Here is a 17,724-nt window from a genome sequence, read left to right on the forward strand (position 1 = left end):
AAAATCCTTCCAATCACACCTATCAATTATATCCACTTTTCATAGGTTGTGGCAACTTTTTTAATTAACTGTTTCCTGTGGGATTGGAGCAAGCTGACGAACGTAGTCATTTCCGCCTCCATCGGAGTATGTTACGATCTGTCCTTCAGTAGCATAAGTCATTCCATACTCTGAAATAGCTATTCTCTTTACTTCCTCAAGATCAATGCTGCCGTTCGCTCTATTATATGCCTCATCATTATCCTGCTTAAGAGTGTTGAGCTGACTCTCAAGTTTAGCGATGTTTTTTACAGAATTCTGTACCTGTGACTGCAAGGAAATATACCATGCAAGTGTTCCAACCATCATCATCATTGCCAGTGATAAGAACACGAGGTACCCAAAGCTCATGTGATGTCTTTTTCTATTTGGCTGAGGCTCATGAACATGGACATGCTCTCTTCTTCTATCAGGCTCATTTACTTTTCTAACTGCGTTTCCGCGAATATACTCGTTAGCCATGTCGGCCTCCTTTCTCTTTTTCGTATTTTGTATCAGGCTTTTTCAAATACTCTCAGTTTAGCGCTCTGAGATCTCTTATTTTCTGCAAGTTCTTTTTCTGAAGGTAAAATAGGTTTTCTTGTTATTACCTTTCCCTTAGATACCTTGCCGCAAACACATACCGGAAAATCTGGCGGGCAGGTACAAGGATTTTCATTTTTCCTGAAATTGTTCTTGGTAATTCTATCTTCCAGAGAATGGAATGTTATTACACAAAGCCTTCCGCCCGGATTTAAAAAATCTATGAATCCGTCCAGGGAGTTCTGAAGCACATCCAGTTCTCTGTTAAGTGCGATTCTGATTGCCTGATAAGTTCTCTTGGAAGGATGTCCTCCCTTTTCTCTCATCTTGGCAGGTATGGCAGCCTTAATGATGTCGTTTAGCTGTCCTGTTGTCTCAATTGGAGCCTTAGCTCTCTCTATACAGATATGTTTGGCAATATTCTTGGCGAATTTATCTTCGCCGTAATCTCTTATAATATGAAAGATCTCTGTTTCAGAATAATCATTGACTATATCTCTTGCTGTAAGAGCCTGCCTCTGATCCATTCTCATATCCAGGGGAACATCTTCTTTATAAGTAAAGCCCCTCTCAGCGTTATCAAGCTGATAAGATGAAACTCCAAGGTCGAGCAATATTCCATCTACACCCTTAACTCCAAGTTCCTTAAGCCTTGTAACTGCATTTTCATAATTATCTCTGATGATCGTGACCTTATCCCCAAAAGGTTCAAGTCTCTTAGTAGCTGCTGCTATTGCATCCTCATCCTGATCTGTTCCATACAGGTGTCCGTTCTCACTAAGTCTCTCAGCAATGTGTGATGAATGTCCTGCACCTCCAAGGGTTCCGTCAAGATATATTCCATCAGGCTTGATATTCAGATTGTCCAGACACTCCTCAAGGAGTACCGAATAATGTTTAAATTCCATTTATCTTCCTTATATACTCAATCCGTACTCACTCATTTTCGCAGCGATACTATTGATGTCATCAAAGGTACTTGCCTTCTCCCACTCAGCCTTACTCCAAATTTCAGCTCTGTTACCAACACCTGCGATAACGGCTTCCTTTTCTATCTTGGCATGTTGTAAGAGGTTGGCTGGTAAAAGAATTCTTCCCTGCTTGTCAGTCTCTGCATCAATTGCACCTGCGATAAAGAATCTTCCAAGCATTCTGGCTTCTGGCTTATCCATAGGTAGTGACTGGAGTTTAGCTTCGAACTGTTCCCAGCCCTCTTCAGCAAACACAAAAAGGCATCCGTCAAAGCCCTTGGTAACTACGAATTGGTCACCCAGAAGCTCGCGGAATTTAGCAGGTATTATGAGTCTTCCCTTAGCATCGATGGAATGACTATATTCGCCTTTGAATGCTGTTCCCACTTATCTACCACTTTCAACCACTTTTTGCCACTTTTTACCACCTGAGATTATTATAAACTAACTTTTTGCTTAAAACAATAGATTTTTCCTAGGTTTCTATAAAAAAAAGATAAAGTCTGTTATTTGTGTTTTGGCAAAAAAATAACCACAAATAATTGTGGTTGGAAGTAAAAAAAAGAAAAAGTGGGCCTCGGGGACGGGGTTAGTGGTTCATTTTGCAAAGCAAAATGAACCACTAACCCCGTCCCCGAGGCCCACTTTTTCTTTTTCTCAATTTTCTTTTTCTATTTTCTCAGTAGCTCCAGCCCTCATAAGCCTGAGCCTTACCACCACTTCTGCAACAACTGCAAATATCACAAGGCAGATAGCAAGCATCTGTGATACAGGTAATCCTGTGGTATGCATAATAAGCTGATCTGTTCTAAGGCTCTCTATCCATGCTCTTCCAAGTCCATAACCACCAAGATACATAAGCATTATCTCGCCATCAAACTTCTTGTGCTTTAAATATAGAAGAAGCAGGATCAAAAGTCCTAAATTCCACATACTCTCATACAGAAATGTTGGGCTCACCTGAACGTAATTTGTGGCTGTGCTCATATGTTCCTTCATAAGCTCAGTAATTTCGCCACCTCTTACCATTTCTACAGGAAGTCTCATGGCAAAAAGGCCGTTTGTGTATTCACCAAAAGCTTCTCTGTTGGTGAAATTCCCCCATCTTCCCATAGTCTGGCCCAGAAGAAGTCCATACATGCATGTGTCAGCCATTTTGAGGAAGCTGGTCTTCTTTATCTTGCAATAGATCGCAGCTGTCAAAAAACCTGCTATAACGCCGCCATAGATTGCAAGGCCGCCATTTCTTATGTTCAGAATGCTGATTGGGTCATCTTTGTAATAGTCCCAGGCAAAAAATACATAGTATAACCTGGCACCTATTATAGAAAAGACAATGACATAAGTTGCCACATCCCAATATGTATCAGGATTCTGACCAGTCTTTTTAGCTACATTTGTGATCAGTATTAGCGCAAGGAAAAAACCAAAGCCAATGATCACGCCATAAAGAGCTATGGTAAAACCAAAGATAGTAAAACTTTTAGGGACATTCTCTAAATATATATTCAGATTAGGAAAAGCAATGTCCATCTTTCCCATTATATCTGGCATAAAATCCTCCTATTAGACGTTGAATCTAAACAGGATCACATCTCCATCCTGAACAACGTACTCTTTTCCTTCCATACGTACAAGGCCTTTTTCCTTAGCTGCAGGAATTGATCCTTCACGAAGAAGATCCTCATAATTGATAACTTCAGCCTTGATGAATCCTCTTTCGAAGTCTGTATGAATCTTACCAGCTGCCTGTGGAGCCTTAGTTCCAATCTTAATTGTCCAAGCTCTTGTCTCATCTTCACCAGATGTAAGGAAGCTCATAAGTCCAAGTGTTCTGTAGCTTGCTGCAATAAGCTTATCAAGACCTGACTCGGAAAGTCCAAGGCTCTCAAGGAACTCAGCCTTCTCATCCTCATCAAGCTCAGAAATCTCAGCCTCTATCTGAGCACTGATAACAAACACTTCGCTACCTGACTTAGCTGCAAGCTCTCTTACAGCTGCAACATACTTATTAGAAGCGCCATCATCTGCAAGGTCATCATCCTTAACATTAGCTGCGTAAATAACTGGCTTCCATGTAAGAAGATCAAGGCTGTTTACAAATGCCTTATCATCTGGATCTTCGATCTCAAGTTCTCTAGCCATCTTATTATCTTCAAGGACAGCCTTAATCTTTTCGAGAATCTCAAGTTCTTTGGCTGCAGTCTTGTCCATTCTTGCAAGCTTAGCAACTTTGGCAATTCTACGCTCAAGAACCTCAAGATCAGCAAATATAAGCTCAAGATTGATAGTCTCAATATCTCTTGCTGGATCAACAGAGCCGTCAACGTGAACTACATTTGTATCATCAAAGCATCTAACTACGTGAACGATAGCATCTGTCTCACGAATATTAGCAAGGAACTGGTTTCCAAGTCCCTCACCCTTTGATGCTCCCTTTACAAGGCCAGCAATATCAACGAATTCGATAGTAGCTGGTGTAACCTTCTTGGAATGATATAAATCTCCAAGAGCCTTAAGTCTCTTATCTGGAACTGCTACAATTCCAACGTTAGGATCGATTGTTGCAAATGGATAGTTTGCAGCAAGCGCTCCAGCGTTTGTAAGTGAATTAAAAAGTGTGCTCTTACCTACATTAGGTAATCCTACGATTCCTAGTTTCATTTTCTATATATCTCCTTTTAAAAATGCTTTATTTAAGCCATTTGTTATCTCAGCTTATTGTACCGAGTGCCACGCCATGCACCATTTATGTATTATGACACATTGTGACATAAAAATAGACCTGACACAGCGAATATATATTACCATGTCAGGACGGATTTGTAAAAACGTGTAGTGACAACTTTTCATACCTTCATCCGGAAGCAGCAGCTCCCGAATTTTCCTTTCTTGAAAATAGATTAATAGTTTCGGCTCATGTCCATTCCTTGCGCTAAAAATGGGCATAATAATAGACCAGTACATATCATCTGGGCGTCCCCAGAGGTACTGGTCTATGTAAGGTTCTATTTATGATGATTCGATATCATTCTTCAGTATGTTCTGTCTCTTTTTCTTTCTTTTCTTCTTTCATGATTTCATAGCTTTTAACTGAGAAATATCCTATAAGAAGAAATCCTGCAATAGCTGCGAGGACATTTAGTCCACTTGGGAAAATGTGAGCGATACCACATAATAATATTCCCAAAATAAATAAAGTAAGTAACTTCTGCTGCTCTTTTGAAAATTTCATTTTTATATCCTCCAATGTTGGTTGTTTTCGTTTAAATGATTATTTGAATAACAGAATGAGTGCTGCACCTATGCCACCGCATACCACTGCAGCTATAACGCCTGACAGTATTGCAAATATAGCTTTCTGATAAGGTCTTTTTGCCTCTTCTCTTATCTGATCTTCTTTAGAAAGCGCCTCTCCCTTTGTAAAAGCTACAATCTCCTTATAAGTTTGGACATTATACTCCTTTTTGCACTTTTCAATTCTAGTGGCAAAATACATTGTGCAAGCAAACAGCAATACAAATGGTATGAAAAACCAAAATCCAGTTGTGAATGCCAATACTGGCGTAGAGATAAGAAGTGCTACTATAGAAATCAGCATTCCTATCGCGTAGGTATTCATCTTGTTAATGTCTGCCTGCGTTTGTTCTGTGATGATTCTTTCCATCTTTTCAACATCTCCTTTTAATAGTTGGTCTACGGAGACATTAAAGATTTCACTTAGAAGCAATACGCTCTGAATATCCGGATAGCTTTTGTCATTCTCCCAATTTGAAATTGTCTGTCTTGAAACAAATAACTTTTCAGCCAATTCATCCTGGTTAATATTTTGTGCTTTCCTTAATTCTTTGATTCTGTTCCCAAGTTCCATTCTTATGTCTCTCTTTCCACCTCAGAATACCGAGATATTGATTTCGTCGCCATCAAAAAGCTTTGACATTTACGCTTTTTAGCCATGTCAAAATCTTTTTACATGCCGTAAAATAGGCGTTTCTACGCACTTTTATAATCTTACCATATTACGAATGTTAAAAGAATAGGCATAATAATAGACCAGTACTGTTTGGGCGTCCCCAGGGTACTGGTCCATGTAAGATTATATTCAAATCAACAAACTCGAATTTGTTCGATTAACTTCCGATTCAACTGTGCATACAATTTAAAAGCGGCAAGTCTATGTAACTTACCGCCCATAATCATCAACTTATCTTCTTTGCAACAATGAGATATCTGTGGATTGTACCTTCTACAAATCCATTCTTATCAATCTCTTCCTGCATTTCAAGAAGCTTGTCAAAGCATTTATCTACAGAAAATCCTGGGAACTCCCATTCTATGATGTGAGCAAACCAGACAAAAGCACCAACATCATAAAAGCGAATTGGTCTGAATGCTTCCTCTGCTCTGACAACCTGTAGTCCTGCAACCTCGAACTTTTTCTTCTGAATAGATAGTTCAAGCTCTGGGAATGGCTTTGGCACATCAGGCAGGACCATCTTTACAAGGTCTCTGTCATTCTCACCGCCCACCTGCTCAGTAATGAACAATCCGTTTGGTCTCAGCAGTCTGGCTGTTTCTACAGGATCAAAGTCGCCATGTCTATTTATAATCATGTCAAAAGAGCTATCTGCAAAAGGAACCTTTGAAGCATCATCACAAGACTTGAAATCAATTCCAAGCGGCAGCAATTCTTTCTTGCATAGCTCAACATTTGGTGCGTAACCTTCTGTAGCCGCAGTGTTGCTATAAGGATGTCCAAGAGATAAAAGGAACTCTCCACCGCCTGTATCAAAATCCAACAGTTTCATACTGTCTATGCGATTCTCGTCAATTATCTGCTTATAGTCCCAAGGAAGATCTTCCTCCTCTTCATATCTGTCATGAATATGAGAAAAATCCCAACCATGTATATGAGCTATCTTCTCCTCTGCTTCCCACTCTTTTCTTAATTCTGTTATTCTTTCTGTATTCATATCTGCTCCTTTTCAAATAATTGTTTATAGTCTTATTTGTTCGGTGCAGTATGTGACAGCAAAACATTTCCATTAGCCTCGGTACAACCTGCTGTCAGCACTAAAACTGCACCGAGTAGTTATCTCGTATTCTCATGATTACCTCCCATATGACCTCTGTTTATCCAGATTGTCACAACAATGAATATTATACTAAACTCAAAAGAAAGTGCAATTACTTGTTTTCTGAAAATCTTTAGTCGTTTATGCTGTAATTAAACACTCCAAAATTTCATTAGTTCAAATACTACCATTGCCGTCGCGAAAGAAGCATTGCCGAGTACGTTTACTATGTACTTGAACTTGCCCTTGCCGCCCTTTGTGAGAGCTTTGACGGATACAAATGCTGACGCGAGACATACTGCAAAGCAAAGCATCTGCACGAAGCAGCCAATGATACCCTGCGGCTTATACAGTCCGTACTGCGCTCTCAACACACTAAGCCAAAAACCGATGACACCGGCAGAGACAATCTTAGCGATCTGCGCTACCGTTATGATCTTTGAACCTGCGTAGGGCTTATTCTTCTTGGCAATTACTCTGATGAGCTTTATGATAAGAAGCACGGCTGCAACAAGTACGATCAACACATAAAGACACATCAATATAAGCTCAGCCACTAGTCCCTTCTCTGTAACATAACCGGAAGACGCGACACCGAACACGCGAGTGCCGTCATCGAGAACCTTATACTCCGCCGCCATTCCGAACGAATCATCTTGTAAGTAAAAAGCATCCTCGGCAAATCTTGTAATGGTATACATGCCCGCGACGTCGTACTCTTCTTCGCTCACACGTGTGATCGGCATGAGTCCCAACATCGACATAAATCTTAACGGACCGCGCCTCCACGACCTCGCGCTGATGCACAGCCCCGAAAGATCCTGTGAAGTAAAGTCGCCGCCTATCGTCTCCGGAATCTGAATGACAGGATCACCGAACACGAGCTCAGCCATGGCCTGATGAGGCTTTCCGCTGCCGTTCATAAGAGTAACCACACCGATTCCGCTTTCGGGATCGAATTCAAGGTTAGCGGAGCCGCCGTTGGTTCCTCCGTTATGACCCAATGTGGTTGCACATTCATAATCGTCAATCCAGAATCCATGACAGCCGAAAGCAATATCAGTACTGCCGCAGAACATCGTTGCAGAGAACAATTCATCTCTTGTGGACTCATTCTCGAACAGAGGATTCTCGTCTGACACAAGTGCGGAACAGTAAAGTGCCATATCCTCGATCGTACCGCAGGCAGCACCTGCAGGATACGGTAAGATGAAGCAAAGCTGATGACCGTTAGGTGCCCAGGAATCAGCGGCTCGTTGATAATTCACGAACTGCTGTCTTCTCTCGTAAACCCACTCGTTATCGTTATGTGCCGGTGCGATGGCAGTGTGCTCCATACCGAGCAAATCGAAGATATGCTCATGTATATAATCCACATAAGACTGGCCGGTGATGCACTCGACTACATAGCCGGCAAGTGCCGCTCCATAGTTGCTGTAGGAAGAAACCTCGCCCGGGCGGTACATTTGTACCGGCTCTGCATACTGCAAAGCTTCCCCCAGATCCATGATGTCATTCTCATCTGTGGACTGCATCGCCCATGTCGCCTCGCCCCAGCCGGCATTGTGGTTCATGAGGTTCAGCATGGTGATGGGATCGTCATATCTTAAGTTATGGAAGAAGCCTTCCGGCAGGTAATTACGGATGTCCTCGTTAAGGTCTATTCTTCCCTGCTCCCACAACTGCATTACACTAACCCAGACCATTGTCTTGGAGCAAGACCCCCACTCATAAACAGTATCATCAGGTGTCGCCTCGATTCCGTTCTCAATGTCGATATATCCGAACGCCCCCGAATAGACCAATTCATCGCCTTTTACGACAGCTACCGCGAATGACGGATACTCGTTCTCATTCTCTGAAGCCCACTGTTCGATACGGCTTCCCACTTCATCGATTGGGATGCCAGAGGGCGTCTCATTCTGGGTCGCCATCGTCGTAATGGACATACAGGCGAGCATCGAGGCAGTTGTTAAACATGCAATTATCTTCTTAAGCATATCTATTCCTCCATACTATTGCTTCAGGTAATCAATTATCCCCTGGATGATCTCCGATTTTTATACAGCCTTTTCCTCGTTTATTTCTGTAAGATATGCTGCAATAGGCTCTATATACTTGATATCTGATATGTCATAGGATGAAGCCATCCTCTCAAACATCTCTTTTTGTTCACTGGTTGCATCTTTTTTATTTTTTACAGCAGAAACAAACATCTTCATAGTGATCCTTGTAGGGGCACTCATCTTTTCGTAGTTCATTCCGCCCTGACAGTAAAACACCTTAATATATTCACTCTGAGCGTCAGTGAGCGCATTCTTAAGAAGTGCATCCACCTGAGGCTCTCCATTTGGTGTTCCGCCAACACAAAACATAGCAAGTTTCTTATTTTTCCAGCTCTCAGCTTTTTCAAGGAACCACTTTGACTTCACGATTTTTTCAGCCATAGCCCATCCGCCATAGCAAATAGCGTCATAGCCGTCAAAAAAATCATTTTCCTTTTTCTGCGCATCCTTAAGCTCAAGTACATCTCCGTCTACTTTACCAGCAAGCCACAGAGCGTATCTCTTTGTAAATCCGGTCTGCGATGTGTAAATAATAAGTGTTTTCATTTTTTCTCCTCCTCATTTGAATCCGTATCTTATCAAAAATGTATCTATATGCTTTTCTATTGTTTGAAGTGCTTCTTTCTTTTTCCTTGGTTCCCTGTCTATCAGTTGGATCATGATAGTTATCGGTGATAGAAATTCCAGCGCGATTATCTTCGCGTCACCTTCTATCATTTGTCCATTATCCATCATCTTTTGAAAAATCGAAGCATATAAATCCTGAAGATATGTTAGTTGGTGCCAGGTTGCCAGCTTAGCAAAAGTTGCATTTCTATATTGTTCCATGGTAACGAGTCTTCGCATCTTTTTAGCTGTGTCATTTTTAAGCGTAAAATCCAAAGACTTTAAAACATACTCCTTCAGTTTCTCTTTGGAATTGATCATATCTGGCAGTTCATCAGGCGCTCCGCTGATCATACCTTTGACATACTCCGCTTCTGAACTTTCTATTACCGCTTTTAAAAGTTCCTCTTTATTCTTGAAATATTTGTAAATCGTCGGTCCCTTTATTCCAATAGATTCTGCGATCTCATCAACACTTGTCCCATCATATCCTTTTATGGAAAAGAGATTTCTTGCCGCTTCTATCAGTGGTTCCTTAGCATTTGTCCTTGCCATATATCCACGCTTTCTACACTTTTTATCTTTTACTGGCGTTTTTTCTAACCATCGTTACCTATTATATGGTAACGCACGTTAACTGTCAATAAACCATAATGCCCGTGTTCATGGGTAAAAAAATAGGAGGCAACATATGCCTCCTGCTTTACATTTACCTGACAGTAAAGGATTCAATTTCTAAAATTAATCTTACCTGTTTCAGGGTTCATTCCATCAACTATTGCGAGAGATTCAAGTTTGTAGCCCAGATTTCTGATTATCTGTCCACCTGACTGGAAGCCCTTTTCAATAGCTATACCAATTCCTGCCACAGAGGCACCAGCGCTGTTTATTATTGAGATAAGTCCCTGCAATGCACATCCATTTGCCAGAAAATCATCGATGATAAGGACCTTATCATTTTCATTAAGGAACTTTTTGGATACGATCACATTGTTCTTGTTTTTGTGGGTAAAAGACTCTACTTCCGCAGTATACATTTCGCCATCAAGGTTTACACTCTGAGACTTTTTGGCAAATACCACAGGAACATTAAAATGCCTTGCTGCCACGCAGGCAATACCTATGCCTGATGCTTCGATAGTCAGGATCTTATTTATCTCAACACCTTCAAATCTTTTTGCCCATTCTGCGCCCATCTGATCAAAAAGCTCAACGTCCAATTGATGATTTAAGAAACTGTCTACCTTTAATATGTTGCCTTCCTTAACAACACCGTCTTTAATAATTCTCTCTTCAAGAAAATTCATCTCTCTACCTTCTTTGCTTGTATATTCAGAATAAAAGATCTTTATCTTTCTTCACGGAAATAATTGGTTCCAAGACTCTTTGGAGGCTGGTCTTCCTTTTTGTTTCTCATACTGGTAATAACAAGAACCACAAGAGTAACAATATAAGGGATCATCTTGTACAGCTCTTTGTATTCAGTATGTGTACCTGAAGGAAGATACAGGTATAAAATGTAAAGTCCGCCAAAAAGAATTGAGGACAAAATACCAATATCAGGCTTCCATATTGTAAAGATAACCAGCGCAATAGCCAGCCATCCTCTATCTCCGAAAGCATCATTAGACCATACACCGCATGCATAATCCATTACATAATATAATCCGCCAAGTCCCGCTATCATACAGCCAAGACATGTTGAGACATATTTGTATTTCTTTACATCAATACCAGCTGCGTCCGCTGCTGCAGGATCTTCGCCAACAGCACGAAGGTGAAGGCCTACTCTTGTCTTTTTAAGCACATAGGCACAGATCAAAGCAATGATAATAGCTACATATGCCAAAAATCCGTATGATAAGAACACTTTGCCAAACCAGCCTGTTTTTGATGCAAAAGGAAGGCTCTTACTAAAATATGCAGAGGTTGCTGACAATGAAATTGATGGAACATCAGCACCTGCAAGCTTAATCAAAGAACCGCCAAAGAAATTACCAAAGCCTATACCAAAGGTCGTCATTGCAAGACCTGTAACATTCTGATTAGCTCTTAAGCTAACTGTCAAAAAGCAGTATAACAATCCCATTAAAAAAGAACCTATAAGTGCACAGATAAGCGGTATAAATATTGCCAGGAAACCATTGAGCTGTCCTGAAGGAACTGACTGTTCATAGAAAAAAGATCCTATAACACCGCTTATTGCGCCAACATACATAACTCCAGGAATTCCAAGATTTAAGTTTCCTGATTTTTCTGTGATCGTCTCACCTGTACTTCCAAGAAGCAGAGGAACGCCCTGCTGTACAGCTCTTGGTATAAAAGCAACCAAACTAAACATTATGCGTTCTCCTTTCCTAAATCTTTACGTGCTACAATCTTATATCTTATAAAAAACTCACATCCAATAATAAAGAACAGGATTATTCCTGTAAGAATATCTGCAAAGCTCTGATTAAGCTCAAAGGCTGTAGATATTTCGCTGGCGCCTCTGCCCATGAAGATGATAAGAAGGCTAGTAAAGATCATTGCGATCGGATTAAACTTGGCAAGCCAAGAAACCATAACACCTGTAAAGCCCTGTCCATCAGAAATAGTTGTGGTTATCGTATGGTTAATACCTCCAACCAAAAGAAGTCCTGCCAAGCCGCAGATTGCTCCAGATAGTAGCATGGTCCTGATAATAACCTTCTCAACGCTTATGCCTACGTATCTAGCTGTATTCTGGCTTTCACCAACTACTTCTATCTCATATCCATGTTTGGTATATTTCAGATAGATCATCATTCCAATAGTTACAACGGTAGCAACGATAATACTTAAAAGATATTTGTTGCCAACATTTGGAAGCCAGCCAACGTTTGAATTCTGGTTAATGATACCAATCTTACCTGATCCCTTAGGGACTTCCCAAACTATAGTAAAGTACGCTACAAGCTGAGTTGCGATATAGTTCATCATCAGGGTTGAAAGAGTTTCATTTGTATTCCACATAGCTTTAAAAAGTGCTGGGATAACTCCCCATATAGCACCTGCCAATATAGAAGTAACGATCATAAGAAGGATCACAACTGCATTTGGAAGCTTATCCGCTAATGTGATCATACAAGTTGCAGCCGCAAGACCTCCCATAAGTACCTGTCCTTCACCACCGACATTCCAGAACTGCATTTTAAATGCAGGTGTAAGTGCCAGAGAAATAATAAGAAGAACAGCAACATACTGCAGTGTTATCCAGGTTTTTCTCTGGGTACCAAATGCCCCTTTGAAGATTGTTGCAAATATGGATATTGGATTGTCGCCTGTGCAGACCATAGTGATTATTGCGCATAACAAAAGAGCTGACAGAATTGCAACTACTCTAATGATCCACGCTTCTTTGCCGCTGATATCTGCTCTTTTTACAATATGATAACGAGGCTCTTTTACTTTCTGTTCCATTATTAAGCCTCTCCTTTCTGTGTCATCATTGATCCAAGTGTATATTTATCGGTATTTCTTCCATCTACGATTCCTGTAACCTTACCACCGCAAAGAACAAGGATTCTGTCGCAAAGTTCAACAAGGACATCCAGATCTTCTCCAACAAAGAGAACCGCTGCTCCTCGTTTCTTTTGCTGGTTGATAAGGTCATAGATCTGGTAGGAAGAACTGATGTCAAGACCTCTTACCGCATATGCTGTCAGAAGTACCTTAGGCCTTGAAGATATCTCTCTTCCAACAAGGACCTTTTGTACATTTCCGCCAGATAAAAGTCGTACTGGTGTGTCGATACTTGGAGTTGCTACCTGAAGCTTATCTACAACCTTCCTCGCAAGTTCTCTAGGCTGTTTTTTCTCAGTAAAGAATCTTGACTTACCGTTTCTATAGGACCTGAGCATCATATTATCAGCAAGATTCATGTTTCCAACAAGTCCCATTCCCAGTCTATCTTCAGGAACAAATGAAAGCTTTACGCCAAGTTCAGAGATCTCTCTTGGAGATTTACCAAGAAGTTCCTCTGTCCTTCCATCCTGATGGATATATGTGATCTTTCCCTCTTTAACAATCTCAAGACCTGCAATTGCACGGAGAAGTTCCTTTTGTCCACAGCCTGATATTCCTGCAATACCAAGAATTTCTCCTGTATTAGCAGTAAAAGAAACATCATCAAGCTTAACTAATCCCTCTTCGTCAACAACAGTAAGATTCTCTACTGTGATGCGAGGCTTAGGATCTACTGGTTCAGGTCTTTCAATATTAAGAGAAACAGAATGACCTACCATCATGTCAGTCATCTCCTGGGCATTGGTCTTGCTTGTCTTCATGTCATTGATAAATTCTCCATGACGCAGAACTGCAACTCTGTCAGATATGCTCTGTACCTCGTTTAGCTTGTGAGTAATGATAACTATGGACTTTCCATCATGTTTCATGTTGCGCATGACATTAAAAAGTTTCTCGGTTTCCTGAGGTGTCAGTACGGCTGTGGGTTCATCCAATATTAAAATGTCTGCTCCCCTATAAAGTACCTTAACGATCTCGACTGTCTGCTTTTCAGAAACGGACATATCATATATCTTCTTTTTGGTATTGATCTCGAATCCGTATTTGTCGCAGATCTCTTTTATCCTTTTCTCAGCCTCTTTTATATTAAGCTTTCCTTCAAGACCAAGAATAATGTTCTCTGTCGCATTAAATACATCAATAAGCTTAAAGTGCTGATGAACCATTCCTATTCCCAGATCAAAAGCATCTCTAGGAGAGCGGATAACAGCCTCTTTGCCGTTTATGATTATCTGACCGGCATCAGGATAATAGATTCCCGCAAGCATATTCATAAGAGTGGTCTTTCCACTTCCATTCTCACCAAGAAGAGATAATATCTCGCCCTTATAAACATCGAGATTAACATTACTATTTGCCGTTACATCACCAAAAGACTTTGTAATGCCACGAAGCGATATGGCTACTTCCCTATTTTCCACAATTATCACCTTTCAAAATTTCTTTATAGACTAAAAATAGGAAATCTTTGTGAGCACAGAATTATCTGTGCTTCTACAAAGATTTCCTCAAATTACATAATGTAATAATTAATATGCAGTATCAAGAAGTGAAATTCCGTCGATCTGTAAATCGAAGTAAGGAGCTGAACGGAATTCTGAACCAGACTCTGCAAAGTAACCATCAGTGATAACTTCTGTATCAGCTGTATAATCAGCATCTGTATCAACATCAGCCATGTATGATGTAAGTGTCTCACCGTTTACAGTAAATGTAGTTGTATCAAATACATGAAGTGTTCCTGCATTCATAGCCTTTTCAGCCTCTGCAATTGCATCAGCTGTACCCTCTGCTGCTGCATCTCCAAGGTCTGTAAGAACAACTGAACCTGTCTCAAGTGTTCCAACCCAGTCAGTATCAATTGCTTTTCCATTTGCTACAGAGTCGATGATGTATGCAAAATATGGAGCCCAATCAATTCTTGAAGAAACAATGAATGTGTTAGGGCAAGCAGATGCTGTGCTTCCGTTGTAAGATACATCAGGTACACCAGCCTTTTCACATGCTGTAGGAGCACCCATTGAATCAGCGTGCTGTGAAAGAAGTACGCAGCCATCTTCGATAAGCTTGTTAGCGCCTTCCTTTTCAGCTGTCTCATCGTACCAAGAACCTGTGAAAGTTACTTCCATTGTAGCTGATGGGCAAACTGAACGTGCGCCAAGGAAGAAGGATGTATAACCTGAGATAACTTCTGCATATGTGTAAGCACCAACATAGCCAATCTTTGTCTGGTCTTCTGTGATCTCACCATTTGCGATCATCTCATTGAGCTTCATTCCTGCAGCGATACCTGCAAGATAACGTCCCTCATAGATTGTAGCAAAAGCGTTGTGGTAGTTTGAAAGATTCTCAGTATGTGCCTTTGTACCTGTTGCATGGCAGAACTGAACTTCAGGATATTCCTTAGCTGCCTCGATCATATAATCTTCATGACCAAATGAATCTGCAAAAACGATATCGCAACCTGCATCTGCAAGCTCACATGCTGCTTCATAGCATTCCTGTCCCTCAGGAATATTTGTCTTGAACATATATTCAACACCTGCAGCCTTGCATGCCTCTGTAGCACCGTTGATAAAGTTAAGATCGTATGTTGAATTCTCATCGTGTAAGAAAATAAATCCAACCTTTACGTCTGATGCAGCTGTCTGCTCTGCACCTTCTGTTTCTGTAGCCTCAGATGCTGTTGTTTCTGCTTCTTTCTCTGCTTCAGCCTCGCTTGAGCAAGCAACTAAAGACATTACCATTGTGGCAGCAAGAACTGCTGACAGTACTTTTTTAATTTTTTTCATTTCATCCTCCTATTTTGATACCGACATAAGGTCATCAGCATGGAAGGATCTTCTGCGCTTTTTGTTTAAACAAAAATAGACGTAGAGCCAATGCTTCTACGCCTATCTGATTTGATATCTTTAACAATTAATATAAAATTATTGTATATGCATCAAACACTCGATAGTCCGGTAATTTACGGTAACCGGGTAGAAACATCAAATCCATATCATTTGACCTATATCGATAAAATCCCCGCTTATATTAGCAAAGTAACATCAAGATTACAAGCTTTTTTTAATCAAAATGTTTTTGCAAACTCTGCGGCAACTTTAAGATTTTTCACGTTTACAAAAAAGGGAGCAGCAACCGCTACTCCCAAAACATAATCCTCACGCAAGTTTCCAGTTATCTGACTGCATCTGCATAGAGATCATATGACTATATATTCCATTTTCTTCTTTTAATTTGACAGGGCTTCCAAACTCTGCAACCTTACCGTTCTTGAGCACTACTATCTTGTCGGCACCATCTACAGTACGCATACGGTGAGCAATGATGAGTACAGTCTTATCTTTTATAAGCTTACTGATAGCTTCCTGAATAACTGACTCGTTATCAACATCAAGAGACGCTGTTGCTTCATCCATGAGAATGATAGGTGCATCCTTAAGGAATGCTCTTGCTATAGATATTCTCTGACGCTCTCCACCCGAAAGCTCTGAACCATTTTCACCTATAAGAGTATTGTAGCCATCAGGAAGCTTTTCGATGAATTCCTCACAGTGAGCAAGTCTTGCAGCTTTTTTAACCTCCTCATCTGTAGCATCTTTTCTTCCTATTCTGATATTCTCAAGAACCGTATTATTAAACAGTGTTACATCCTGGAACACTATTGAGTACATTGATAAAAGAGTTTCCGGATCGATCTTACTAACGTCCATACCGCCTACAGTGATTCGTCCGCTTCCGATATCCCAGAATCTTGCTGCAAGCCTTGACACCGTAGTCTTGCCACCACCAGAAGGGCCAATAAGAGCTGTGACTTCGCCCTGCTTTGCTACAAAGCTGACATCACTAAGTACTGTCTCGCCGTCATCATAAGCAAACTTAACATTCTGAAACTCAATGTCATAGCCGTTATTAGAAAGCTTCTCTACTCCAATCTGCTCATCATGTGTTAATATCTCATCCATTCTCTCACACTGGGTATCTGTAGCGATAAGAGCTGAGAAATTCTGAAGGGCGATCTGAAGAGGCTCATACATTCTTGATACTACCAGCAGGAACATGAAGAATGTAACTATGTTGATATCTCCTTTTATCAAAAGAGTTGAACCAACGATAGCCACAGTTCCAATGCCGAATTTAAGGATCATCTGGGCATTGCACACAAATGCTGCATTAAGGAACTCTGAAAAGATATTGTGCTCTTCTACAGCTTTTATCTTTTTGTTAAGTCCTTCCAGGTATGTATCCTGTGCGTTATACGCCTTAAGATCACGTACTGTCTCAAGCGCTTCCTGAATACCATCAAGGCAGGCAACCCTGTATCTGTTACCTCTTCTGTTTACCTTGTGCATTACGTTTCTAGATGTAAATACAATGATAAAAGAAACAGGAAGTACCCAAACTGCTGCAAGAGCCATTCTTGGTTCATAAAAGAAAAGGCTGATAACAACAAGTGTAGTTGCAATGAAAGCTCCAACCAGCTCTGGAAGCCAATGTGAAGATGCTGTCTCAATCATTGCACAATCGGCCATTATTGTATTAGTAAGATCAGCCAGATCTTTTTTACCAAAAAATGAAAGAGGGATCTTTCTAAGTTTCTCAGCAAGTGAACGCCTTCTAACACCGCTCTCTACATATGTTGAAAAGAATGTTGCATTGTACTGAAGGTATTCTGTTCCAGCAACGGCAAGCAAACAAACGATAGTTCCAATTACATATATCATGATATGAGACTTTGGAAGTTCTCTATTAAAAAGATCACAGGTCAAAAAATAAAGAAGTCCAACAGGCATCATCTGAGCAAAATTTGCTAATGTGCATGCTCCGATTGCCTTTATCATATCCTTGGCTCCCTGCTCAGAGAGCGCGTATTTATGCTGCATTTTTTCTATTATA

Annotated in this window: 17 protein-coding genes and 1 riboswitch; all 17 genes read right to left on the minus strand. The window is 40.6% G+C overall.

Going from position 1 to position 17,724, the window contains the following annotated elements:
- Positions 1-60: 60 nt before the first annotated feature.
- Positions 61-501 carry a cell division protein FtsL gene (locus tag bhn_RS09165; protein WP_071176414.1) on the minus strand — a complete coding sequence of 147 codons (441 nt, stop codon included), beginning with the start codon at positions 499-501 and terminating at the stop codon, positions 61-63.
- 32 nt (positions 502-533) lie between these two features.
- Positions 534-1,469: a 16S rRNA (cytosine(1402)-N(4))-methyltransferase RsmH gene (gene rsmH, locus bhn_RS09170; protein WP_071176415.1), complete on the minus strand. Its 936-nt coding sequence runs from the start codon at positions 1,467-1,469 to the stop codon at positions 534-536.
- Between the two features lie 9 nt (positions 1,470-1,478).
- The gene (gene mraZ, locus bhn_RS09175) at positions 1,479-1,919 is read right to left on the minus strand and encodes a division/cell wall cluster transcriptional repressor MraZ (protein ID WP_071176416.1); all 441 of its coding nucleotides are present in this window, start codon (positions 1,917-1,919) and stop codon (positions 1,479-1,481) included.
- A 270-nt stretch (positions 1,920-2,189) separates the two neighbouring features.
- Positions 2,190-3,086: a prolipoprotein diacylglyceryl transferase gene (lgt, locus tag bhn_RS09180; protein WP_083385872.1), complete on the minus strand. Its 897-nt coding sequence runs from the start codon at positions 3,084-3,086 to the stop codon at positions 2,190-2,192.
- A gap of 12 nt (positions 3,087-3,098) precedes the next feature.
- On the minus strand, positions 3,099-4,196 hold the full coding sequence (ychF, locus tag bhn_RS09185) for a redox-regulated ATPase YchF (protein ID WP_071176417.1): 1,098 nt from the start codon (positions 4,194-4,196) through the stop codon (positions 3,099-3,101).
- 364 nt (positions 4,197-4,560) lie between these two features.
- Positions 4,561-4,767, minus strand: a complete 207-nt coding sequence (locus bhn_RS09190; protein WP_071176418.1) for a hypothetical protein — start codon at positions 4,765-4,767, stop codon at positions 4,561-4,563.
- Between the two features lie 39 nt (positions 4,768-4,806).
- On the minus strand, positions 4,807-5,403 hold the full coding sequence (locus bhn_RS09195; protein WP_071176419.1) for a helix-turn-helix domain-containing protein: 597 nt from the start codon (positions 5,401-5,403) through the stop codon (positions 4,807-4,809).
- A 328-nt stretch (positions 5,404-5,731) separates the two neighbouring features.
- Positions 5,732-6,505: a methyltransferase domain-containing protein gene (locus bhn_RS09200; protein WP_071176420.1), complete on the minus strand. Its 774-nt coding sequence runs from the start codon at positions 6,503-6,505 to the stop codon at positions 5,732-5,734.
- Between the two features lie 254 nt (positions 6,506-6,759).
- The gene (locus tag bhn_RS09205; RefSeq protein WP_071176421.1) at positions 6,760-8,607 is read right to left on the minus strand and encodes a serine hydrolase domain-containing protein; all 1,848 of its coding nucleotides are present in this window, start codon (positions 8,605-8,607) and stop codon (positions 6,760-6,762) included.
- Positions 8,608-8,667: 60 nt separating this feature from the next.
- Positions 8,668-9,219, minus strand: coding sequence for a flavodoxin domain-containing protein (locus bhn_RS09210; protein ID WP_071176422.1), 552 nt, complete (start codon positions 9,217-9,219; stop codon positions 8,668-8,670).
- 12 nt (positions 9,220-9,231) lie between these two features.
- Complete coding sequence (locus bhn_RS09215; protein WP_071176423.1) at positions 9,232-9,834, minus strand: TetR/AcrR family transcriptional regulator; 603 nt, start codon at positions 9,832-9,834, stop codon at positions 9,232-9,234.
- 173 nt (positions 9,835-10,007) lie between these two features.
- The gene (locus tag bhn_RS09220; RefSeq protein ID WP_071176424.1) at positions 10,008-10,586 is read right to left on the minus strand and encodes a xanthine phosphoribosyltransferase; all 579 of its coding nucleotides are present in this window, start codon (positions 10,584-10,586) and stop codon (positions 10,008-10,010) included.
- Between the two features lie 41 nt (positions 10,587-10,627).
- Positions 10,628-11,620, minus strand: coding sequence for an ABC transporter permease (locus bhn_RS09225; protein ID WP_071176425.1), 993 nt, complete (start codon positions 11,618-11,620; stop codon positions 10,628-10,630).
- Positions 11,620-12,720: an ABC transporter permease gene (locus bhn_RS09230; protein ID WP_071176426.1), complete on the minus strand. Its 1,101-nt coding sequence runs from the start codon at positions 12,718-12,720 to the stop codon at positions 11,620-11,622. The genes bhn_RS09225 and bhn_RS09230 overlap by 1 nt, the downstream gene beginning before the upstream one ends.
- Before the next feature lie 2 nt (positions 12,721-12,722).
- Positions 12,723-14,255 carry an ABC transporter ATP-binding protein gene (locus bhn_RS09235; RefSeq protein ID WP_083385874.1) on the minus strand — a complete coding sequence of 511 codons (1,533 nt, stop codon included), beginning with the start codon at positions 14,253-14,255 and terminating at the stop codon, positions 12,723-12,725.
- 99 nt (positions 14,256-14,354) lie between these two features.
- Entirely contained in the window at positions 14,355-15,617 is a 1,263-nt protein-coding gene (locus tag bhn_RS09240; protein ID WP_071176428.1) for a BMP family ABC transporter substrate-binding protein, read from the minus strand.
- Between the two features lie 144 nt (positions 15,618-15,761).
- Positions 15,762-15,863: riboswitch (purine riboswitch) on the minus strand.
- 126 nt (positions 15,864-15,989) lie between these two features.
- The gene (locus bhn_RS09245; RefSeq protein WP_071177491.1) at positions 15,990-17,723 is read right to left on the minus strand and encodes an ABC transporter ATP-binding protein; all 1,734 of its coding nucleotides are present in this window, start codon (positions 17,721-17,723) and stop codon (positions 15,990-15,992) included.
- Position 17,724: the final 1 nt, after the last annotated feature.

Source organism: Butyrivibrio hungatei (assembly GCF_001858005.1).
In the GTDB taxonomy this organism is placed as follows: Bacteria; Bacillota; Clostridia; order Lachnospirales; family Lachnospiraceae; genus Butyrivibrio; species Butyrivibrio hungatei.

Bases quoted from the DNA above. Each gene is read 5' to 3' on its own strand.
- bhn_RS09165 (WP_071176414.1), bottom strand. From the start codon at position 501: ATGGCTAACGAGTATATTCGCGGAAACGCAGTTAGAAAAGTAAATGAG.
- rsmH (WP_071176415.1), bottom strand. From the start codon at position 1,469: ATGGAATTTAAACATTATTCGGTACTCCTTGAGGAGTGTCTGGACAAT.
- lgt (WP_083385872.1), bottom strand. From the start codon at position 3,086: ATGCCAGATATAATGGGAAAGATGGACATTGCTTTTCCTAATCTGAAT.
- ychF (WP_071176417.1), bottom strand. From the start codon at position 4,196: ATGAAACTAGGAATCGTAGGATTACCTAATGTAGGTAAGAGCACACTT.
- bhn_RS09190 (WP_071176418.1), bottom strand. From the start codon at position 4,767: ATGAAATTTTCAAAAGAGCAGCAGAAGTTACTTACTTTATTTATTTTG.
- bhn_RS09195 (WP_071176419.1), bottom strand. From the start codon at position 5,403: ATGGAACTTGGGAACAGAATCAAAGAATTAAGGAAAGCACAAAATATT.
- bhn_RS09200 (WP_071176420.1), bottom strand. From the start codon at position 6,505: ATGAATACAGAAAGAATAACAGAATTAAGAAAAGAGTGGGAAGCAGAG.
- bhn_RS09205 (WP_071176421.1), bottom strand. From the start codon at position 8,607: ATGCTTAAGAAGATAATTGCATGTTTAACAACTGCCTCGATGCTCGCC.
- bhn_RS09210 (WP_071176422.1), bottom strand. From the start codon at position 9,219: ATGAAAACACTTATTATTTACACATCGCAGACCGGATTTACAAAGAGA.
- bhn_RS09215 (WP_071176423.1), bottom strand. From the start codon at position 9,834: ATGGCAAGGACAAATGCTAAGGAACCACTGATAGAAGCGGCAAGAAAT.
- bhn_RS09220 (WP_071176424.1), bottom strand. From the start codon at position 10,586: ATGAATTTTCTTGAAGAGAGAATTATTAAAGACGGTGTTGTTAAGGAA.
- bhn_RS09225 (WP_071176425.1), bottom strand. From the start codon at position 11,620: ATGTTTAGTTTGGTTGCTTTTATACCAAGAGCTGTACAGCAGGGCGTT.
- bhn_RS09230 (WP_071176426.1), bottom strand. From the start codon at position 12,720: ATGGAACAGAAAGTAAAAGAGCCTCGTTATCATATTGTAAAAAGAGCA.
- bhn_RS09240 (WP_071176428.1), bottom strand. From the start codon at position 15,617: ATGAAAAAAATTAAAAAAGTACTGTCAGCAGTTCTTGCTGCCACAATG.